Annotated in this window: 20 protein-coding genes; 18 read left to right on the forward strand and 2 right to left on the reverse strand. The window is 63.2% G+C overall.

The genetic code is table 11. The features are described 5' to 3' along the window. Window positions 1-57: 57 nt before the first annotated feature. A complete protein-coding gene (locus CRO75_RS25075; protein WP_097138914.1) occupies window positions 58-756 on the reverse strand; it encodes an alpha/beta family hydrolase in 699 nt (232 codons plus the stop codon). Window positions 757-855: 99 nt separating this feature from the next. Between CRO75_RS25075 and ccoN (CRO75_RS25080) the strand changes: the two genes are divergently transcribed. From ccoN (CRO75_RS25080) to CRO75_RS25165, 18 genes are all read left to right on the forward strand, one after another. Beyond that, window positions 856-2,280 (forward strand): cytochrome-c oxidase, cbb3-type subunit I, encoded by a 1,425-nt coding sequence (gene ccoN, locus CRO75_RS25080; protein WP_097138916.1) that lies wholly within the window; start codon window positions 856-858, stop codon window positions 2,278-2,280. Between the two features lie 10 nt (window positions 2,281-2,290). Then, window positions 2,291-2,899, forward strand: a complete 609-nt coding sequence (gene ccoO, locus CRO75_RS25085) for a cytochrome-c oxidase, cbb3-type subunit II (protein ID WP_062823107.1) — start codon at window positions 2,291-2,293, stop codon at window positions 2,897-2,899. A 3-nt stretch (window positions 2,900-2,902) separates the two neighbouring features. Then, window positions 2,903-3,127 (forward strand): cbb3-type cytochrome c oxidase subunit 3, encoded by a 225-nt coding sequence (locus CRO75_RS25090; RefSeq protein WP_007921351.1) that lies wholly within the window; start codon window positions 2,903-2,905, stop codon window positions 3,125-3,127. Continuing rightward, window positions 3,124-4,077: a cytochrome-c oxidase, cbb3-type subunit III gene (gene ccoP / locus CRO75_RS25095; RefSeq protein ID WP_097138918.1), complete on the forward strand. Its 954-nt coding sequence runs from the start codon at window positions 3,124-3,126 to the stop codon at window positions 4,075-4,077. Before CRO75_RS25090 ends, ccoP (CRO75_RS25095) begins: the two co-directional genes overlap by 4 nt. 477 nt (window positions 4,078-4,554) lie before the next feature. Further along, window positions 4,555-5,997 (forward strand): cytochrome-c oxidase, cbb3-type subunit I, encoded by a 1,443-nt coding sequence (gene ccoN / locus CRO75_RS25100; protein ID WP_009042962.1) that lies wholly within the window; start codon window positions 4,555-4,557, stop codon window positions 5,995-5,997. Further along, entirely contained in the window at window positions 5,997-6,605 is a 609-nt protein-coding gene (ccoO, locus tag CRO75_RS25105) for a cytochrome-c oxidase, cbb3-type subunit II (protein ID WP_009042961.1), read from the forward strand. The genes ccoN (CRO75_RS25100) and ccoO (CRO75_RS25105) overlap by 1 nt, the downstream gene beginning before the upstream one ends. A gap of 5 nt (window positions 6,606-6,610) precedes the next feature. Then, entirely contained in the window at window positions 6,611-6,796 is a 186-nt protein-coding gene (locus tag CRO75_RS25110) for a CcoQ/FixQ family Cbb3-type cytochrome c oxidase assembly chaperone (protein ID WP_003175465.1), read from the forward strand. After that, window positions 6,793-7,770: a cytochrome-c oxidase, cbb3-type subunit III gene (gene ccoP / locus CRO75_RS25115; RefSeq protein ID WP_062823108.1), complete on the forward strand. Its 978-nt coding sequence runs from the start codon at window positions 6,793-6,795 to the stop codon at window positions 7,768-7,770. The genes CRO75_RS25110 and ccoP (CRO75_RS25115) overlap by 4 nt, the downstream gene beginning before the upstream one ends. Window positions 7,771-7,934: 164 nt before the next feature. Next, on the forward strand, window positions 7,935-8,189 hold the full coding sequence (locus tag CRO75_RS25120) for a type II toxin-antitoxin system Phd/YefM family antitoxin (protein ID WP_097138933.1): 255 nt from the start codon (window positions 7,935-7,937) through the stop codon (window positions 8,187-8,189). Then, a complete protein-coding gene (locus CRO75_RS25125; protein WP_097138920.1) occupies window positions 8,189-8,599 on the forward strand; it encodes a type II toxin-antitoxin system VapC family toxin in 411 nt (136 codons plus the stop codon). Before CRO75_RS25120 ends, CRO75_RS25125 begins: the two co-directional genes overlap by 1 nt. A 205-nt stretch (window positions 8,600-8,804) precedes the next feature. Next, the gene (gene ccoG / locus CRO75_RS25130; protein WP_028682021.1) at window positions 8,805-10,220 is read left to right on the forward strand and encodes a cytochrome c oxidase accessory protein CcoG; all 1,416 of its coding nucleotides are present in this window, start codon (window positions 8,805-8,807) and stop codon (window positions 10,218-10,220) included. An 11-nt stretch (window positions 10,221-10,231) separates the two neighbouring features. Beyond that, window positions 10,232-10,771: a FixH family protein gene (locus CRO75_RS25135; protein ID WP_085530290.1), complete on the forward strand. Its 540-nt coding sequence runs from the start codon at window positions 10,232-10,234 to the stop codon at window positions 10,769-10,771. Window positions 10,772-10,858: 87 nt separating this feature from the next. After that, a complete protein-coding gene (locus CRO75_RS25140) occupies window positions 10,859-13,309 on the forward strand; it encodes a heavy metal translocating P-type ATPase (RefSeq protein ID WP_097138922.1) in 2,451 nt (816 codons plus the stop codon). Window positions 13,310-13,333: 24 nt separating this feature from the next. Then, window positions 13,334-13,564, forward strand: coding sequence for a cbb3-type cytochrome oxidase assembly protein CcoS (ccoS, locus tag CRO75_RS25145; RefSeq protein WP_009047938.1), 231 nt, complete (start codon window positions 13,334-13,336; stop codon window positions 13,562-13,564). Next, a complete protein-coding gene (locus CRO75_RS25150; protein WP_097138924.1) occupies window positions 13,557-14,240 on the forward strand; it encodes a sulfite exporter TauE/SafE family protein in 684 nt (227 codons plus the stop codon). The genes ccoS and CRO75_RS25150 overlap by 8 nt, the downstream gene beginning before the upstream one ends. 155 nt (window positions 14,241-14,395) lie before the next feature. After that, complete coding sequence (gene hemN / locus CRO75_RS25155) at window positions 14,396-15,778, forward strand: oxygen-independent coproporphyrinogen III oxidase (protein WP_097138927.1); 1,383 nt, start codon at window positions 14,396-14,398, stop codon at window positions 15,776-15,778. A gap of 307 nt (window positions 15,779-16,085) precedes the next feature. Next, the gene (fnr, locus tag CRO75_RS25160) at window positions 16,086-16,820 is read left to right on the forward strand and encodes a fumarate/nitrate reduction transcriptional regulator Fnr (protein WP_009042954.1); all 735 of its coding nucleotides are present in this window, start codon (window positions 16,086-16,088) and stop codon (window positions 16,818-16,820) included. Window positions 16,821-16,904: 84 nt separating this feature from the next. Beyond that, the gene (locus tag CRO75_RS25165; RefSeq protein WP_007922389.1) at window positions 16,905-17,453 is read left to right on the forward strand and encodes an adenine phosphoribosyltransferase; all 549 of its coding nucleotides are present in this window, start codon (window positions 16,905-16,907) and stop codon (window positions 17,451-17,453) included. Window positions 17,454-17,503: 50 nt separating this feature from the next. Here CRO75_RS25165 and CRO75_RS25170 read toward each other — a convergent pair whose 3' ends face one another. Beyond that, window positions 17,504-18,652, reverse strand: a complete 1,149-nt coding sequence (locus tag CRO75_RS25170) for an acyl-CoA dehydrogenase family protein (RefSeq protein ID WP_092418177.1) — start codon at window positions 18,650-18,652, stop codon at window positions 17,504-17,506. Between the last annotated feature and the right edge of the window lie 267 nt (window positions 18,653-18,919).

Here is an 18,919-nt window from a genome sequence, read left to right on the forward strand (position 1 = left end):
GATGGCGACTGCCAGGCCGCATCGCGAGCAAGCTTCGCTCCGACAGTGAAACAGCGTTCAGCCATTCAACTGGCGCAAGACCTCGGCAACTTTCTGCGCCGCCGCTTCCAGGTGCTGCTCATGGGTGAAGCCTGAGGCTTTGAGCGGTTTCAGGTCATGGTCGGCCGCCGCCAGCCAGAACAGCTCGATAGCCGGCGCCAGCGCATAGGCTTCGACCGCCGCACGGTTGCCCAGGGCATCGCGCTCGCCCTGGACGATCAGGGTCGTGGTGCGTAATTCGGCCAGGTGGGCGACCCGCGGTTTCTCCGGCTTGCCGGCGGCATAAAACGGATACCCCAGGCACACCAGCGCATCGGCGCCCAGCTCGTCGGCGAGCAAACTGGCCATGCGCCCGCCCATGGACTTGCCGCCGATGGCCAACCGCCCAGCGACATGAGGTCGCACCTGGGCATACACCTCGCGCCAGCACTCCAGCAGCTTCGGCGCCGGGTTAGGCGGCCGTTTGCCACCATCGAGGCGACGCTGGGCCATGTAGGGAAACTCGAAGCGCAGGACGTTGACCCCATGCGCCGCAAGGCGTGCGGCCATATCGCTCATGAAAGCGCTGTCCATCGGCGCGCCAGCGCCATGGGCCAGGATCAGGGTCAGCGGTTCGCCGGCCAGCGACTGCTGCGCGACATCCCAGAGCCAGCCCCGTTCCCGCACGCACTGCGCCCATTGATCCCCGTCAATAACAGCCCCTTGCCGTTTGCCCATGCTTACCTCGCTTTTAGTCTGCCTATAACTCCAGAAGAAGTGAGCGCGCCTTGCCGTGCGCAGTCGCTTTCACTTCAGCTGAACCGTGGATGGGGAACCATGAACACTTCTATCAGTACCGCCTACAACTACAAGGTGGTCCGCCAATTCGCCATTATGACGGTGGTGTGGGGCATCGTCGGCATGGGGCTCGGGGTTTTTCTCGCTGCCCAGTTGGTCTGGCCCGAACTCAACTTCAACCTGCCCTGGACCAGTTTCGGTCGCCTGCGCCCGTTGCACACCAACGCGGTGATCTTCGCCTTCGGTGGCTGCGCACTGTTCGCCAGCTCCTTCTACTCGGTGCAACGCACCTGCCAGACCCAGCTGTTCGCGCCGAAAATCGCCGCGTTCTGCTTCTGGGGCTGGCAGCTGGTAATCCTCCTGGCGGCCATCAGCCTGCCGCTGGGCTATACCAGCTCCAAGGAATACGCCGAGCTGGAATGGCCGATCGACATCCTCATCACCATCGTCTGGGTGGCGTACGCCATCGTGTTCTTCGGCACGGTGATGAAGCGCAACACCAAGCACATCTACGTCGGCAACTGGTTCTTCGGCAGCTTCATCATCACCGTGGCCATCCTGCACATCGTCAACAACCTGGAACTGCCCGTCAGCCTGACCAAGTCCTACTCGGTGTATGCCGGTGCGACCGACGCCATGGTCCAATGGTGGTACGGCCACAACGCGGTGGGCTTCTTCCTGACCGCGGGCTTCCTGGGGATGATGTACTACTTCGTGCCCAAGCAGGCCGAGCGTCCGGTGTACTCCTACCGCCTATCCATCGTGCACTTCTGGGCGCTGATCACCCTGTACATCTGGGCCGGTCCGCACCACCTGCACTACACCGCGCTGCCGGACTGGGCGCAGTCCCTGGGCATGGTGATGTCGCTGATCCTCCTGGCACCGAGCTGGGGCGGCATGATCAACGGCATGATGACTCTGTCGGGGGCCTGGCATAAGTTGCGCAGCGATCCGATCCTGCGGTTCCTGGTGGTGTCCCTGGCGTTCTACGGCATGTCGACCTTCGAAGGTCCGATGATGGCGATCAAGACCGTCAACGCCCTCTCCCACTACACCGACTGGACCATCGGCCACGTCCACGCCGGCGCCCTGGGCTGGGTGGCGATGATTTCCATCGGCGCGCTGTACCACATGATCCCGAAAGTCTTCGGTCGCCAGCAGATGCACAGCATCGGCCTGATCAATGCGCACTTCTGGCTCGCCACCATCGGCACCGTGCTCTACATCGCCTCGATGTGGGTCAACGGCATCGCCCAGGGCCTGATGTGGCGCGCCGTCAACGAAGACGGGACGCTGACCTACTCCTTCGTCGAAACCCTGGTGGCCAGCCACCCAGGCTTCATCGTGCGGCTGGTCGGTGGCGCGATCTTCCTCTTCGGCATGTTGCTGATGGCCTACAACACCTGGCGCACCGTGCGCGCGGCCCAGCCTGCCGAAATCACCGCCGCTGCGCAGATGGCCTGAGGAGTCCGCCATGAAACACGAAGTCATCGAGAAAAACGTCGGCCTGCTGATGCTGCTGATGGTATTCGCCGTGAGCATCGGCGGTCTGACCCAGATCGTCCCGCTGTTCTTCCAGGACGTCACCAACAAGCCGGTGGAAGGCATGAAGCCCTACACCGCCCTGCAGCTGGAAGGCCGCGATATCTACATCCGTGAAGGCTGCGTCGGCTGCCACTCGCAGATGATCCGCCCGTTCCGCGCCGAGACCGAACGCTACGGCCACTACTCGGTCGCCGGCGAAAGCGTCTGGGATCATCCGTTCCTGTGGGGCTCCAAGCGTACCGGTCCGGACCTGGCCCGGGTCGGCGCCCGCTACTCCGACGACTGGCACCGCGCGCACCTGTACAACCCGCGCAACGTGGTGCCCGAATCGAAGATGCCGGCCTACCCATGGCTGGTCACCCAGCCGGTCGACAGCAGCCACACCGAGACCAAGCTGCGCGCCATGCGCACCCTCGGCGTGCCGTACAACGACGACGATATCGCCGGTGCCGTCGCCTCCCTCAAGGGCAAGACCGAGATGGATGCCCTGGTCGCCTACCTGCAAGTGCTTGGCACTGCGATCAAGAGCAAGAGGTGAGCCATGGTTCTTGAACTCGATAGCGGCATGATCCGCGGGCTCGGCACGCTGGTGGTGATGATTGCCTTCATCGGCCTGTCGATCTGGGTCTTCAACGCCAAGCGCAACCCGGAGTTCGCCCAGGCGCGCCTGCTGCCCTTCGCCGACGAACCTTCGCCGCAAGTGCACGGCAATCCATCTGATGACGCTCAATCCGAAGAGCATGCGACAAGGAGCATTCGGCCATGACCACCTTCTGGAGTACGTACATCTGCGTACTGACCATAGGCAGCCTGATCGGCCTGACCTGGCTGTTGATCGGCACGCGCAAGGGCGAGACCAAGGGCAGCGTCGACCAGACCATGGGCCACAGCTTCGACGGCATCGAGGAGTACGACAACCCGCTGCCGCAGTGGTGGTTCATGCTGTTCGCCGGCACCCTGGTGTTTTCCGTCGGCTACCTGATCCTCTACCCGGGCCTGGGCAACTGGAAAGGCATCCTGCCCGGCTATGAAAATGGCTGGACCGGCGTGCACGAGTGGGAAAAGGAAATGGACAAGGCAGACGCCAAGTTCGGCCCGATCTTCGCCAAGTTCGCCGCCATGCCCGTGGAAGAAGTGGCCAAGGACCCCCAGGCGCTGAAAATGGGCGGGCGCCTGTTCGCGTCCAACTGCTCGGTGTGCCACGGCTCGGATGCCAAGGGCGCCTTCGGCTTCCCTAACCTGGCCGACAACAACTGGCGCTGGGGCGGCAACGCCGACGCTATCAAGGCCACCATCATGGGCGGTCGCATGGCGGCCATGCCGGCCTGGGGTGAAGTGCTGGGCGAGGATGGGGTGAAGAACGTCGCGGCCTATGTGCGTCACGAACTCGCCGGCCTGCCGTTGCCCACCGACAGCAGCGCCGACCTGGTCGCCGGCAAGCAGGCGTTCAGCACCACCTGCGTCGCCTGTCACGGCGCCAACGGCCAGGGCACGGAAATCATGGGCGCGCCGAACCTGACGCAACCGGCCGGCTTCATCTACGGCACCAGCCTGACCCAGCTGCAACAGACCATTCGCCACGGTCGCCAGGGCCACATGCCGGCGCAGAGCGAACTGCTGGGCAACGACAAGGTGCAGCTGCTCGCGGCCTACGTCTACAGCCTGTCCCACAACACGGCCAGCCAGCCGCAGACCGAAACCCCAAGCGAGCAATAACCGCTCCACCCACTGCCGCATCGCTCGATGCGGCAGTTCCCTGCCTCTGCGCGACCAAGTGTCGCACCCTCTCTACCCTCTGCCTTTCCACTCTCCGGATTCAGGTCTAAGCTGCTTCGCAGTGGACTGGCAATGGCCGGTCACAGACCAGAAGTAGCCGTTCCATTCGAAGCCGTCGTTCGAGGACAGGCCGCAAAGGCTGGTGTATACCGGCTGTCGTGCCACTTACCGTCTGTCGCTCGTTGAATGGCTTTCCACACACCCGGTTACAACTGACCTGTACCCCTCGCCTTTTTCATCCGCTGCGACATTTTGTCCCGGGCCGATTTTGTCCTTACTCCGCGCATGGAAAGGCCGCAGAATCAGCTTTTGAAAGCATTGACCCAGGTCATGGCGCGTTGCAATGACCCCCTGCTTTCTCCATACTTGCGGCCGATTTTTACTCCTAATAAAACACCCAAACCGTGGAACCTTAGAATGAGCACAGCAATCAGTCCGACTGCTTATAACTATAAGGTAGTCCGCCAGTTCGCCATCATGACGGTGGTCTGGGGGATCCTTGGCATGGGGCTCGGTGTCTTCATCGCCTCGCAACTGGTCTGGCCGGAGTTGAACTTCGGTCTGCCATGGACGACCTTTGGACGCCTGCGCCCGCTGCACACCAACTTGGTGATTTTCGCCTTCGGTGGATGTGCGTTGTTTGCCACTTCTTACTACGTCGTGCAGCGAACCTGCCAAACGCGACTGATTTCCGACAGCCTGGCGGCCTTCACCTTCTGGGGTTGGCAAGCCGTGATCGTCGGCGCGATCGTTACCTTGCCGCTGGGTTACACCACCACCAAGGAATACGCGGAGCTGGAATGGCCCCTGGCTATCCTGCTGGCCATCGTCTGGGTCACCTACGGTCTGGTGTTCTTCGGCACCATCGTCAAGCGCAAGACCAAGCACATCTATGTGGGTAACTGGTTCTACGGTGCCTTCATCGTGGTCACCGCGATGCTGCACATCGTCAACCACGCTTCCCTGCCGGTCAGCTTCTTCAAGTCCTACTCGGCCTATTCGGGCGCGACCGATGCCATGATCCAGTGGTGGTACGGCCACAACGCGGTGGGCTTCTTCCTGACCACCGGCTTCCTGGGGATGATGTACTACTTCGTGCCCAAGCAGGCCGAGCGTCCGATCTACTCCTATCGCCTGTCCATCGTGCACTTCTGGGCGCTGATCACCCTGTACATCTGGGCCGGTCCGCACCACCTGCACTACACCGCGCTGCCGGACTGGGCGCAGTCCCTGGGCATGGCCATGTCGATCATCCTGCTGGCGCCAAGCTGGGGCGGCATGATCAACGGCATGATGACCCTCTCGGGCGCCTGGCATAAGCTGCGCACCGACCCGATCCTGCGGTTCCTGGTGGTGTCCCTGGCGTTCTACGGCATGTCGACCTTCGAAGGTCCGATGATGGCGATCAAGACCGTCAACTCGCTGTCGCACTACACCGACTGGACCATCGGCCACGTCCACGCCGGCGCCCTGGGCTGGGTAGCAATGATCTCGATCGGCGCCCTGTACCACATGATCCCGAAAGTCTTCGGTCGCCAGCAGATGCACAGCATCGGCCTGATCAACACCCACTTCTGGCTGGCAACCATCGGTACCGTGCTGTACATCGCCTCGATGTGGGTCAACGGCATCACCCAGGGCCTGATGTGGCGTGCAATCAACGATGACGGCACCCTCACCTACTCCTTCGTCGAAGCCCTGCAGGCCAGCCACCCTGGTTTCATCGTGCGCGCCCTGGGCGGTGCGTTCTTTGCCGCCGGCATGCTGTTCATGGCGTACAACGTGTTCCGCACCGTTCGCGCCTCGAACCCGGCTGAAGCTGAAGCCGCCGCTCAGATCGCTGTAGTTGGAGCTCACTGATGAAGCATGAAGCAGTAGAGAAGAATATCGGCCTGCTGGCCTTCTTCATGGTCATCGCCGTCAGCATCGGCGGCCTGACCCAGATCGTCCCGCTGTTCTTCCAGGACGTCACCAACAAGCCGGTGGAAGGCATGAAGCCGCGCACCGCCCTGGAACTGGAAGGCCGCGACGTCTATATCGCCAATGGCTGTGTCGGCTGCCACTCGCAGATGATCCGTCCGTTCCGTGCCGAAACCGAACGCTACGGCCACTACTCGGTCGCCGGTGAAAGCGTCTGGGACCACCCGTTCCTGTGGGGTTCCAAGCGTACCGGTCCGGACCTGGCCCGCGTCGGTGGTCGTTACTCCGATGACTGGCAGCGTGCGCACTTGTACAACCCGCGCAACGTTGTACCCGAGTCGAAAATGCCGGCTTACCCGTTCCTCGTAGAAAACAAGCTCGACGGCAAAGACACCGCGAAAAAAATGGAAGTCTTGCGCACGCTCGGCGTCCCTTACACCGACGAAGACATCGCCGGTGCCAAGGATGCCGTGAAGGGCAAAACCGAAATGGACGCGCTGGTGGCCTATCTGCAAGGCCTGGGCACCATCATCAAAAGCAAACGGTGATTTAGATGGATATCGGGATGATTCGTGGCCTGGGCACCGTAGTGGTGATGGTGGCCTTTATCGGCCTGGCGCTGTGGGTATTCAGCCCCAAGCGCAAGTCCGAGTTCGAAGACGCGACCTTGCTGCCGTTCGCGGATGATCCCGAAGCCATCAAGCACGTCGAGCAAGCTTCTAGGAGTAACAAAGAATGACTACGTTCTGGAGTCTGTACGTCACAGTCCTCAGTCTGGGTACCATTTTCGCCCTGACCTGGCTGCTGCTGTCGACCCGCAAGGGCCAGCGCGCCGAGCAGACCGACGAGACGGTCGGCCACGCCTTCGACGGGATCGAGGAGTACGACAACCCGCTGCCGAAATGGTGGTTCATGTTGTTCGTCGGCACCATCGTCTTCGCCCTGGGTTACCTGGTGCTCTACCCGGGCCTGGGTAACTGGAAAGGCCTGCTGCCAGGCTACAACTACCTGGACACCGAAAAGCAGACCCCCTTCGCCAACGGCCAGACCGGCTGGACCGGTGTGCACGAGTGGGAAAAGGAAATGGCCAAGTCGGACGCCAAGTTCGGTCCGATCTTCGCCAAGTTCGCCTCCATGCCGATCGAAGAAGTCGCCAAGGACCCGCAAGCCCTGAAGATGGGTGGCCGCCTGTTCGCCTCCAACTGCTCGGTCTGCCACGGTTCCGACGCCAAGGGCGCCTATGGCTTCCCGAACCTGACCGACGCCGACTGGCGCTGGGGCGGCGAGCCGGAAACCATCAAGACCACCATCATGGGCGGTCGTCACGCGGTGATGCCGGCCTGGGCGGAAGTCATCGGCGAACAAGGCGTCAGCGATGTGGCCGCCTATGTGCTGACCAACCTCGATGGCCGCAAGCTGCCGGAAAGCGCCAAGGCCGACCCGGCCAACGGCCAGAAGATCTTCGCCGCCAACTGCGTGGCGTGCCACGGTCCGGCCGGTAAAGGTACCCCAGCCATGGGCGCGCCTGACCTGACCCACCCGGGCGCGTTCATCTACGGCTCGAGCTTCGCCCAACTGCAGCAGACCATCCGTTACGGCCGCCAGGGCCAGATGCCTGCCCAGGAACAGCTGCAAGGCAACGACAAGGTTCACCTGCTGGCCGCTTACGTCTACAGCCTGTCCCACAGTGACAAGCCGGCGGACGCCGAGTAAGGCAGACACCTTCGGGTAACCGAAAAGGCCCCGCCAATGTCCATTGGCGGGGCCTTTTTATTTTCCTCTCCCCTCACGTCCGTCGCTCTGCCCCCGCTTGAGATTGCCGCCCCCCGCCAAGAGTAGTAACGTTGCTACATGAAATTTTTGTCGAGGGTATGACGATGCCTACCACCACCATCTCCAGTCGCGAATTCAATCAGGACACAAGTGGTGCCAAAAAAGCCTCAAGAAACGGCCCGGTCATCATCACCGACCGTGGCAGGCCCGCCCATGTGCTGCTAAGCATTGAGGACTACGAAAAACTGAGCGGCCTGAACACCAGCATCGTCGACATGCTGGTCATGCCTGAAGCGCTTGAAATCGATTTCGAAACAGAGCGCGCAACCATCATTCCTCGCGAGATCGATCTGTCCTGATGTTTTTGCTCGATACCAACGTCGTGTCCGAATTACGTAAGCCCAACGCTGATCGCAAGGTAGTGGCCTGGGCTCAGACCGTGGCGCCAACCAGCCTGTTTTTGTCAGTCATTACGTTATTGGAACTGGAAACCGGCATCCTGCGGTTGGAACGCCGCGACCGCACCCAAGGGGCGCTGCTGCGTGCCTGGCTGGAACTGCGCGTGATGCCCGCTTTCAACGGACGAATACTGGCCATTGACCCTGCTGTCGCGATGCGCTGCGCCCGATTGCACGTTCCGGATCGCAGTAATGAATGCGATGCCCTGATTGCGGCAACCGCCCTGGAACATGGGCTGACAGTCGTTACCCGCAACATCGCCGACTTCCAGTCCAGCGGTGTGCAACTGCTCAACCCGTGGAACGATTGAACGCGGTCGCGGCGAAAAGCGTCCATAATTCACAAGTCAATTGATTCAAGTCATTACACCATCATTTGATTTCCCCCAACGCGACCAAAGGTCGCACCCTTGAGCTAGAGCGACAGGCGTATCATTGCGCCACTGCAACACCCCTACTTGATCGCGGTCGGCACGTACTGACCGGGGCATTTCTCCACTGCCGTGGGATGCAATGATGAGCAACCAGATTCCGGTACATGACGTCACCCCTCCTGCCAAGAATTCGAACAACAGCGTAGACCTCTACGCCTCTCGGGAAAAAATCTACACACGCGCTTTCACCGGCCTCTTCCGCAACTTGCGGATGGTGGGCGGTGCGGCCCTGTTCCTGCTGTATTTCGGTACGGTGTGGCTCAACTGGGGCGGCCACCAGGCCGTCTGGTGGAACCTGCCGGAGCGCAAGTTCTTCATCTTCGGCGCCACCTTCTGGCCCCAGGATTTCATCCTGCTGTCGGGGCTTTTGATCATCGCCGCCTTCGGCCTGTTCTTCATCACCGTGTATGCCGGGCGCGTCTGGTGCGGCTATACCTGCCCGCAAAGCGTCTGGACCTGGATCTTCATGTGGTGCGAGAAGGTCACCGAAGGCGACCGCAACCAGCGCATCAAGCTCGACAAGGCGCCGATGAGCGCCAACAAGTTCCTGCGCAAGTTCAGCAAGCACAGCCTCTGGCTGCTGATCGGCTTCGTCACCGGCATGACCTTCGTCGGTTACTTCTCGCCGATCCGCGAGCTGGTCATCGACTTCTTCACCGGCCAGGCCGATGGCTGGTCGTATTTCTGGGTCGGCTTCTTCACCCTCGCCACCTATGGCAACGCCGGCTGGCTACGCGAACAGGTGTGCATCTACATGTGCCCGTACGCCCGCTTCCAGAGCGTGATGTTCGACAAGGACACCCTGATCGTCTCCTACGACCCGCGTCGCGGCGAAGGTCGCGGCCCGCGCAAGAAAGGTGTCGACTACAAGGCCATGGGCCTGGGCGACTGCATCGACTGCACCATGTGCGTGCAGGTCTGCCCGACCGGCATCGACATCCGTGACGGCCTGCAGATCGAATGCATCGGCTGCGCCGCCTGTATCGATGCCTGCGACAACATCATGGACAAGATGGACTACCCGCGCGGCCTGATCAGCTACACCACCGAACACAACCTGTCCGGGCAGAAAACCCATAAACTGCGTCCACGCCTGATCGGTTATGCGCTGGTGCTGCTGGCGATGATCAGCCTGCTGGTCACGGCTTTCTTCATGCGTTCGCTGGTGGGCTTCGATGTCAGCAAGGACCGCGTGCTCTATCGCGAGAACGCCGAAGGCCGGATCGAAAACGTCTACAGCCTGAAGATCATGAACAAGGACCAGCGCGACCATACCTACGTCCTGGACGCCGCCGGCCTGCCGGACCTCAAGCTGCAAGGCCGGCGCGAGATCAAGGTGGCGGCCGGCGATATCGTCAGCATGCCGGTCGAACTGTCGAGCTCGCCGGAACAACTGCCGTCGAGCACCAACGAGGTGAAATTCATCCTCAAGGACGCCGACGACGAAAGCGTCCACGTTGAAGCCAAGAGCCGGTTCATCGGCCCACAAATTCGTTAAGAGAAGTCATCATGCCCGCAGCGACCGCCACAAGCCCCTGGTACAAGCACCTCTGGCCCTGGATCATCATCGGTATCCTGGCCTGCTCGGTGACCTTGACCCTGTCCATGGTGACCATCGCGGTGAACAACCCGGACAACCTGGTCAACGACAACTACTACGAGGCCGGCAAAGGCATCAACCGCTCCCTGGACCGCGAGCTGCTGGCCCAGACCCTGCAACTGCGCGCCAGCGTGCACCTGGATGACCTCACCGGCGAAGTCGACCTGCGCCTGAGCGGCAACAGCGCGCCCGCCACCCTGGAGCTGAACCTGATCTCGCCGACCCAGCCGGAAAAAGACCGCAAGATCACCCTCGCCCGCAGCGAAACCGAACAAGGCCGCTACATTGGCCAGTTGAGCGACAAGGTCGATGGCCGCCGTTTTGTCGAACTGCTGGGTGTCGAAGGCGACAAGACCTGGCGCCTGTTCGAAGAAGAACAGGTCAGCCACGACAAGGACCTGCTGCTGGGTGATGAACCGCTGCAAGGCGCGGAACACCTGGACAAGTAAGCGCCCTCCGAACATCGCCGGCAGGCTGCTGCTTCCCAGGCAGCGGCCTGCCGGCGATGAGGTCCGCCCCTGGAACAAAGACCCGCGATGACCACGCCACTGCCCTGCTACCACTGCGCCCTGCCCGTCCCCGCCGGCAGCCGCTTCACCGCCGTCGTGCTCGGCGCTCCCCGCGAGTTCTGCTGCCCGGGCTGCCAGGCGGTGGCCGAAGCCATAGTCGCCGGCGGCCTGGAGAGCTACTACAGCCATCGCAGCGAAGCCTCGGCCAACCCGGAGGCGCTGCCGGTGCAACTGGTGGACGAACTGGCGCTGTACGACCGGGCGGACGTGCAGCAACCCTTCGTCCGGCATGAGGGCGAGCTGGCCGAAACCACCCTGCTGATGGAAGGCATCAGCTGCGCCGCCTGTGGCTGGCTGATCGAGAAACACCTGCGCAGCCTGCCGGCGGTGGCCGAGGCGCGGCTGAACCTGTCCAACCATCGCCTGCATGTGCGCTGGGCCGACAGCCAGTTGCCACTGAGCCAGGTGCTCAGCGAGCTGCGCCTGATCGGCTACGCCGCGCACCCCTATCAGGCCGACCGTGCTTCCGAGCAACTGGCCAGTGAAAACCGCCTGGCCCTGCGCCAGCTGGGCGTGGCCGGGCTGCTGTGGTTCCAGGCGATGATGGCGACCATGGCCACCTGGCCGGAATTCAATATCGACCTGAGCCCCGAGCTGCACACCATCCTGCGCTGGGTCGCGCTGTTTCTCACCACGCCGATCGTGTTCTACAGCTGCGCGCCGTTTTTCAAGGGCGCCCTGCGCGACCTGCGCACCCGCCACCTGACCATGGACGTTTCCGTGTCGCTGGCGATTGGCGCCGCCTACATCGCCGGGATCTGGACCTCGATCACTGGCGTCGGCGAGCTGTACTTCGACGCCGTGGGCATGTTCGCCCTGTTCCTGCTGGCCGGGCGCTACCTCGAACGCCGCGCCCGCGAGCGCACCGCCGCCGCCACCGCGCAACTGGTGAACCTGCTGCCGGCCTCGTGCCTGCGCCTGGGCGCCGACGGCCAGAGCGAACGCATCCTGCTCAGCGAACTGCGCTTGGGGGACCAGGTGCTGGTGCACCCCGGCGCCATCCTGCCGGCCGACGGCAAGATCCTCGATGGCCAGTCGAGCATCGACGAATCCCTGCTCACCGGTGAATACCTGCCGCAACCGCGCAGCATCGGCGATGCAGTCACCGCCGGCACCCTCAATGTCGAGGGCGCGCTGACCGTGGAAGTCCTGGCGCTGGGGCAGGACACGCGCCTGTCAGCCATCGTCCGCCTGCTGGACCGGGCCCAGGCGGAAAAACCGCGCCTGGCGGAGATCGCCGACCGCGCCGCCCAATGGTTCCTGCTGTTCTCCCTGATCGCCGCGGCCGCCATTGGCCTGCTCTGGTGGCAGCTGGACGCCTCCCGAGCCTTCTGGATCGTCCTGGCCATGCTGGTCGCCACCTGCCCCTGCGCGCTGTCCCTGGCCACCCCGACCGCTCTGACCGCCGCCACCGGCACCCTGCACAAACTCGGCCTGCTGCTGACCCGCGGCCATGTACTCGAAGGCCTGAACCAGATCGACACGGTGATTTTCGACAAGACCGGCACCCTCACCGAGGGGCGCCTGGCCTTGCGCTCGATTCTTCCTGTGGGCGACCTCGACAGCCAGCAGTGCCTGGGCCTGGCCGCCGCCCTGGAAAACCGCTCCGAACACCCGATTGCCCGAGCCTTCGGCCGTGCGCCGCTGGCCGCGGAAGAAGTGCTGAGCATGCCCGGGCTGGGCCTGGAAGGGCGGGTGGGCGAACAACGCCTGCGCATCGGCCAGCCCGCCTTCGTCTGCGAGCTCAGCGCCTGTGCGGTCCCGGCGATGCCGGACGAAGCCGGCCAATGGCTGCTGCTGGGCGATAGCCAAGGGCCGCTGGCCTGGCTGGTCCTCGACGATCGCCTGCGCAGCGATGCTCCGGCACTGCTGGCCGCCTGCAAGGCGCGCGGCTGGAACACCCTGCTGCTCTCGGGCGACAGCTCGCCGATGGTCGCCAGCGTCGCCGCCGAACTGGGCATCGACGAAGCCCACGGCGGCCTGCGTCCGGACGACAAGCTGCAGGTGCTGCAGCAACTGCATCGCCAGGGTCGCAAAGTGCTGATGCTCGGCGATGGGGTCAACGATGTGCCGGTGCTGGCCGCCGCCGATATCAGCGTGGCCATGGGCTCGGCCACCGACCTGGCCAAGACCAGCGCCGATGCGGTGCTGCTGTCCAACCGCCTGGATGCGCTGGTGCAGGCCTTCGGCCTGGCCCGTCGCACACGCCGGATAATCATCGAGAACCTGCTGTGGGCCGGGCTGTACAATGGCCTCATGCTGCCGTTCGCCGCCCTCGGCTGGATCACTCCGGTATGGGCCGCCATCGGCATGTCCATCAGTTCGTTGACCGTGGTGCTCAATGCCCTGCGCCTGACTCGCCTGCCGGGCCAGCCCCAGGCCGAGGGCACGACCCAAACCCGCCCGCTGCCGGCCTGAGCCGCGCGGGCATGGAGCCTACCCATGCCAGCTCTCTACGTGATGATTCCGGCGGCGCTGCTGATCGTGGCCATCGCCATCTACATCTTCTTCTGGGCGGTCGACAGCGGTCAGTACGACGACCTCGACGGCCCCGCCCACAGCATTCTGTTCGACGACCAGGACCCCAAGCACACCGCTGCGATCGACGAAGCCAAGGGCCAGCCAGCGGCCGAGCAGCCGCCGCATAAAGACCAGGCGCCGCCCCATGCTTGAGCTGGCACCGATGCTGGTTTCCGCCGTGATTCTCGGCCTGCTCGGCGGCGGTCACTGCCTGGGCATGTGCGGCGGCCTGATGGGCGCCCTGACCCTGGCCATTCCCCAGGAGCAGCGCAGCCGGCGTTTTCGCCTGCTGCTGGCCTACAACCTGGGGCGCATCCTCAGTTACGCCACCGCGGGCCTGCTGATCGGCCTGGCCGGCTGGGCCGTGGCCAGCAGCCCGGCGGCCATGGCCCTGCGTGTGCTGGCTGGCCTGCTGCTGATCGCCATGGGCTTGTACCTGGCCGGCTGGTGGAGCGGCCTGACCCGCATCGAAAGCCTCGGACGCGGCCTGTGGCGCCATATACAGCCGGTGGCCAACCGCCTGCTGCCGGTGTCGAGCCTGCCACGCGCCTTGCTGCTGGGCGCACTCTGGGGCTGGCTGCCGTGTGGCCTGGTCTACAGCACCCTGCTGTGGTCCGCCAGCCAGGGCAATGCCCTCGACAGCGCCTTGCTGATGCTGGCCTTCGGCCTGGGTACCTGGCCGGTGCTGCTGGCGACCGGACTGGCAGCGGAACGGGTCACCGCGCTGCTGCGCCGGCGCAGCGTGCGCATGGCCGGTGGCCTGCTGGTGATCCTGTTCGGCATCTGGACCTTGCCCGGTCCGCATCAGCATTGGTTGATGGGGCACTGAGGCAACCCTTCCCGCTGCTTCCGCCCTTCGGCAGCGACGACGCAAGACTCGTATGACAGGCTCCGCGCCCCGCCAGCCTTGATGCAAATCAAGATGGTCCGGGCGCTAACCCCCTAGACTCGCGCACACTGCCTGCCTACCGGGGGAATTCCCGCATGCTCGACGCCATTCGTTGGGACACCGATCTGATCCGCCGTTACGACCTGGCGGGACCGCGCTACACCTCCTACCCCACCGCTGTGCAATTCCACAGCCAGGTGGGCACCTTCGACCTGCTCCACGCCCTGCGCGAGAGCCGCAAGGCGCTGCGCCCGCTGTCGCTGTACGTGCATGTGCCGTTCTGCGCGAACATCTGCTACTACTGCGCCTGCAACAAGGTCATCACCAAGGACCGCGGGCGCGCCCTGCCCTACCTGCAGCGCCTGGAACAGGAAATCCAGCTGATCGCCTGCCATCTCGACCCCGGGCAGAAGGTCGAGCAACTGCACTTCGGCGGCGGCACCCCGACCTTTCTCAGCCACGACGAACTGCGGCAGCTGATGAGCCACCTGCGCCAGCACTTCAACCTGCTGGACGACGATTCGGGCGACTACGGCATCGAGATCGACCCACGCGAAGCAGACTGGTCGACCATGGGCCTGCTGCGCGAGCTGGGCTTCAACCGCGTCAGCATCGGCCTGCAGGACCTCGACCCGGCGGTACAGCGCGCGGTCAATCGCCTGCAGAGCCTGGAGGAAACCCGGGCGGTGATCGAAGCGGCGCGCACCCTGCAGTTTCGTTCGATCAACATCGACCTGATCTACGGCCTGCCAAAACAGACACCGGACAACTTCGCCCGCACCGTCGAGGAAGTCATCAACCTGCAGCCGGACCGGCTGTCGGTGTTCAACTATGCGCATCTGCCGGAGCGCTTCATGCCGCAACGGCGGATCAACAGCCACGAGCTGCCGGAACCGGCGGAAAAACTGCAGATGCTGCAGCGCAGCATCGAACAACTGACGGCCGCCGGTTACCGCTACATCGGCATGGACCATTTCGCCCTGCCCGACGACGAGCTGGCGATCGCCCAGGAAGAGTCGACCCTGCAACGCAATTTCCAGGGCTACACCACCCACGGCCACTGCGACCTGATCGGCCTGGGCGTCTCGGCCATCAGCCAGATCGGCGACCTGTACTGCCAGAACAGCAGTGACCTGACGCAGTACCAGAATCTGCTGGGTGGCGCGCAACTGGCCACCAGTCGCGGCCTGGTGTGCAATCAGGACGACCGCGTCAGGCGCGCGGTGATCCAGCAGTTGATTTGTAATTTCAGCCTCGACTTCGAGGCCATCGAGCAGCAGTTCAACATCGACTTTCGCGGTTACTTCGACGACCTCTGGCCGCAACTGCAAGCCATCGCCGAAGACGGCCTGATCACGCTGAGCAACGAAGGCATTGAAGTGCTGCCTGCCGGGCGCCTGCTGGTGCGTTCGGTGTGCATGGTGTTCGACACGTATCTGGAGCAACAGAATCGACAGCGTTTTTCCCGGGTCATCTAGGGCGTCATGAGCAGCGAGCCGACCGCTCAGCGCGACAACTTGTCGCAGGTGACGAGCAAAAACTGTCGGGGCAGACAAGGCGCAAACAAGCCTGATACTTGACGCTGGGATAATCGGCGGCTGCAAGTGACGGTCAGCGCTGGAATTACCCTGAATGGACTGCACGAGCGCATTTTCCCGCAGTGGCCTGGAGGCTACAAACGGACAGCTTTACGACTAAGCGCCAATACGGCACGGACTGGCCGGAACCTCCTCCCGTGAGTTACCCTTACGGCTTATGTGTGTTTTCCCACAAGGATTCTATTGAATGTCCGAGCCAGTAAAACTGCGCGCTCACAACCAGGCCCATTGCAAGGATTGCAGCCTGGCCCCCCTCTGCCTGCCACTTTCTCTGAATCTGGAAGACATGGATGCGCTGGACGAAATCGTTAAACGTGGCCGCCCGCTGAAAAAAGGCGAGTTCCTGTTTCGCCAGGGCGACGCCTTCGACTCCGTCTATGCAGTGCGCTCCGGTGCGCTGAAGACCTTCAGTCTCAGCGACGGCGGCGAAGAACAGATCACCGGCTTCCACCTGCCCAGCGAACTGGTCGGCCTGTCCGGCATGGACACCGAGATCCATCCGGTTTCCGCCCAGGCCCTGGAAACCACGTCGGTCTGTGAAATCCCCTTCGAACGCCTCGACGAACTGGCCCTGCAGTTGCCCCAACTGCGCCGCCAGCTGATGCGGGTGATGAGCCGCGAGATCCGCGACGACCAGCAGATGATGCTGTTGCTGTCGAAAAAGACCGCCGACGAGCGCATCGCCACCTTCCTGGTCAACCTGTCGGCACGCTTCCGCGCCCGCGGCTTCTCGGCCAACCAGTTCCGCTTGAGCATGTCGCGCAACGAGATCGGCAACTATCTGGGCCTGGCGGTGGAAACCGTGTCCCGGGTGTTCACCCGCTTCCAGCAGAACGCGCTGATCGCCGCCGAAGGCAAAGAGGTGCACATTCTCGATCCGATCCAGCTATGCGCCCTCGCCGGCGGCTCCCTGGAAGGCTGAGGCAGAGCCCCCCGCCCGAGCCAAGCGGCTCGGTCGGGGCTATACTGGCGCGCTCCACTTCATGCCCGCCAGGACACCGCCACGATGGCCTTCGACTCCTTCGACATCAAATCCCTGATCCGCCCAGTCATCGACTTCCCCAAGCCGGGCGTGATCTTCCGTGACATCACTCCCCTGTTCCAGTCGCCCAAGGCCTTGCGCCTGGTCGCCGACACCTTTGCCCAGCGTTATGTCGAAGAAGACTTCACTCACGTCGGTGCCATGGACGCCCGCGGCTTCCTGATCGGCTCGATCATCGCCTACCAGCTGAACAAACCGCTGATCCTGTTCCGCAAGCAAGGCAAGCTGCCGGCCGATGTGCTTGCCGAGGGTTACCAGACCGAATACGGCGAAGCCTTCCTGGAAGTGCATGCCGACAGCCTGTGCGAAGGCGATTCGGTGCTGATGTTCGATGACCTGATCGCCACCGGCGGTACCTTGATCGCCGCGGCCAACCTGGTGCGCCGCATGGGGGCAAAAGTCTACGAGGCCGCCGCCATCATCGACCTGCCTGAGCTGGGCGGTTCGCAACGCCTGCGAGACATGGACATTCCAACCTTCTGCCTGACGCAGTTCTCGTTGAGCGAGCGATAAATCACTCCTCCCTTGAGTAGTCAGGCCCGACGCTATCGCGAGCAATAGCCCTACAGCCCCATCTGCTTGCTGATGATTTCGTTCATCACTTCCCGGGTGCCACCGCCGATGGACAGGATGCGGTTGTCGCGATACAGCCGCTCCACCAGGCTTTCGCGCATGTAACCCAGCCCGCCGAGAATCTGCACGGCATCGTGGGTGATACGGTCGGCGGTATCAGTGGCGAAGTTCTTGGCCATGGAAATCTCCTTGATCACGCTCTGGCCCGCCGCCATCTTCGCCGCCTGGCGATAAGTGAATTCGCGGGATACCTCTAGCGCGGTCGCCATCTCCGCCAGACGATGCTTGATCACCTGGAACTTGCCGATGGGCTTGCCGAAGGCCTCGCGCTCCCGAGCCCACTTCAGGCTCTCTTCCAGCGCCAGCTGCGCGGTCATGTTGGCCATCAGGGCCAGCGCCAGCCGCTCGCTCTGGAAGTTGCCCATGATGCAGGCGAAGCCCAGGTTCTCGACGCCGATCAAGTGGCTGGCCGGCACCCGGCAATCGTCGAAAAACAGCTCGGCGGTATCCGACGCCCACCAGCCCATCTTCTTCAGTTGCCGGCCGACGGTGAATCCCGGCGTGCCCTTGTCGATCAGCAGCAGGCTGATGCCGCCGAAACCGGGCTCGCCGGTACGCACCGCCACCGTGTAGAAATCGGCACGCACGCCACTGGTGATAAAGGTCTTGCTGCCGCTGACGCGGTAGAAGTCGCCGTCACGCAGCGCCCGGGTCTGCAGATTGGCCACGTCCGAACCGCCGCCGGGCTCGGTGACCGCCAGGGCGCTGATCTTCTCCCCCGCCAGTACCTGCGGCACCACTCGCTCGCGAACCTCGGGGCGCGCCCATTTGACGATCGGCGGCAAACCGATGTCCAGCGAGCCCAGGCCCGCCACCAGGCCGCCGGAGCCACAGCGCATCAGCTCCTCGCTGGCGGCAATCTTGGCGAACAGGTCGCCCTCGTGGCTGCCACCCAGGGCTTCTGGATAGCCGATACCGAGGATGCCGGCCGCGCCAGCCTTGAGGTACAGCTCGCGGGGGAAGCCTTGCGCCTCCTCCCATTGATCGATGTCCGGGAGGATTTCCCGCTCGACGAAACGTCGAACGCTGTCGCGGACCAACTGATGGCTAGGGTCGAAGTATTCCTGGCAGGCAGACATCGGCAAGCTCCTCTGAAGGTTGAGGAAACTTACCTAGCGCTTGCTTGGTTTTCAAGAAGGACCGCACGAACCACCTGTAGGAGCCAGCTTGCTGGCGATGCAGGCGACGCGGCGCGTCAGGTCGGGCGGCCATCGCGAGCAAGCTCGCTTGTATGTCTTAAGGTGGGCCTGTCGGGGTGGAGGGACTTAACTCGCTTCTGCAAGCCAGACGGTAGGAGAATTCCCCCACTCTCGCGTTCATCACAAGCGCCGATAAGGAATCCATCG

The organism is Pseudomonas sp. LAMO17WK12:I10 (assembly GCF_900215185.1).
In the GTDB taxonomy this organism is placed as follows: domain Bacteria; phylum Pseudomonadota; class Gammaproteobacteria; order Pseudomonadales; family Pseudomonadaceae; genus Aquipseudomonas; species Aquipseudomonas chlororaphis.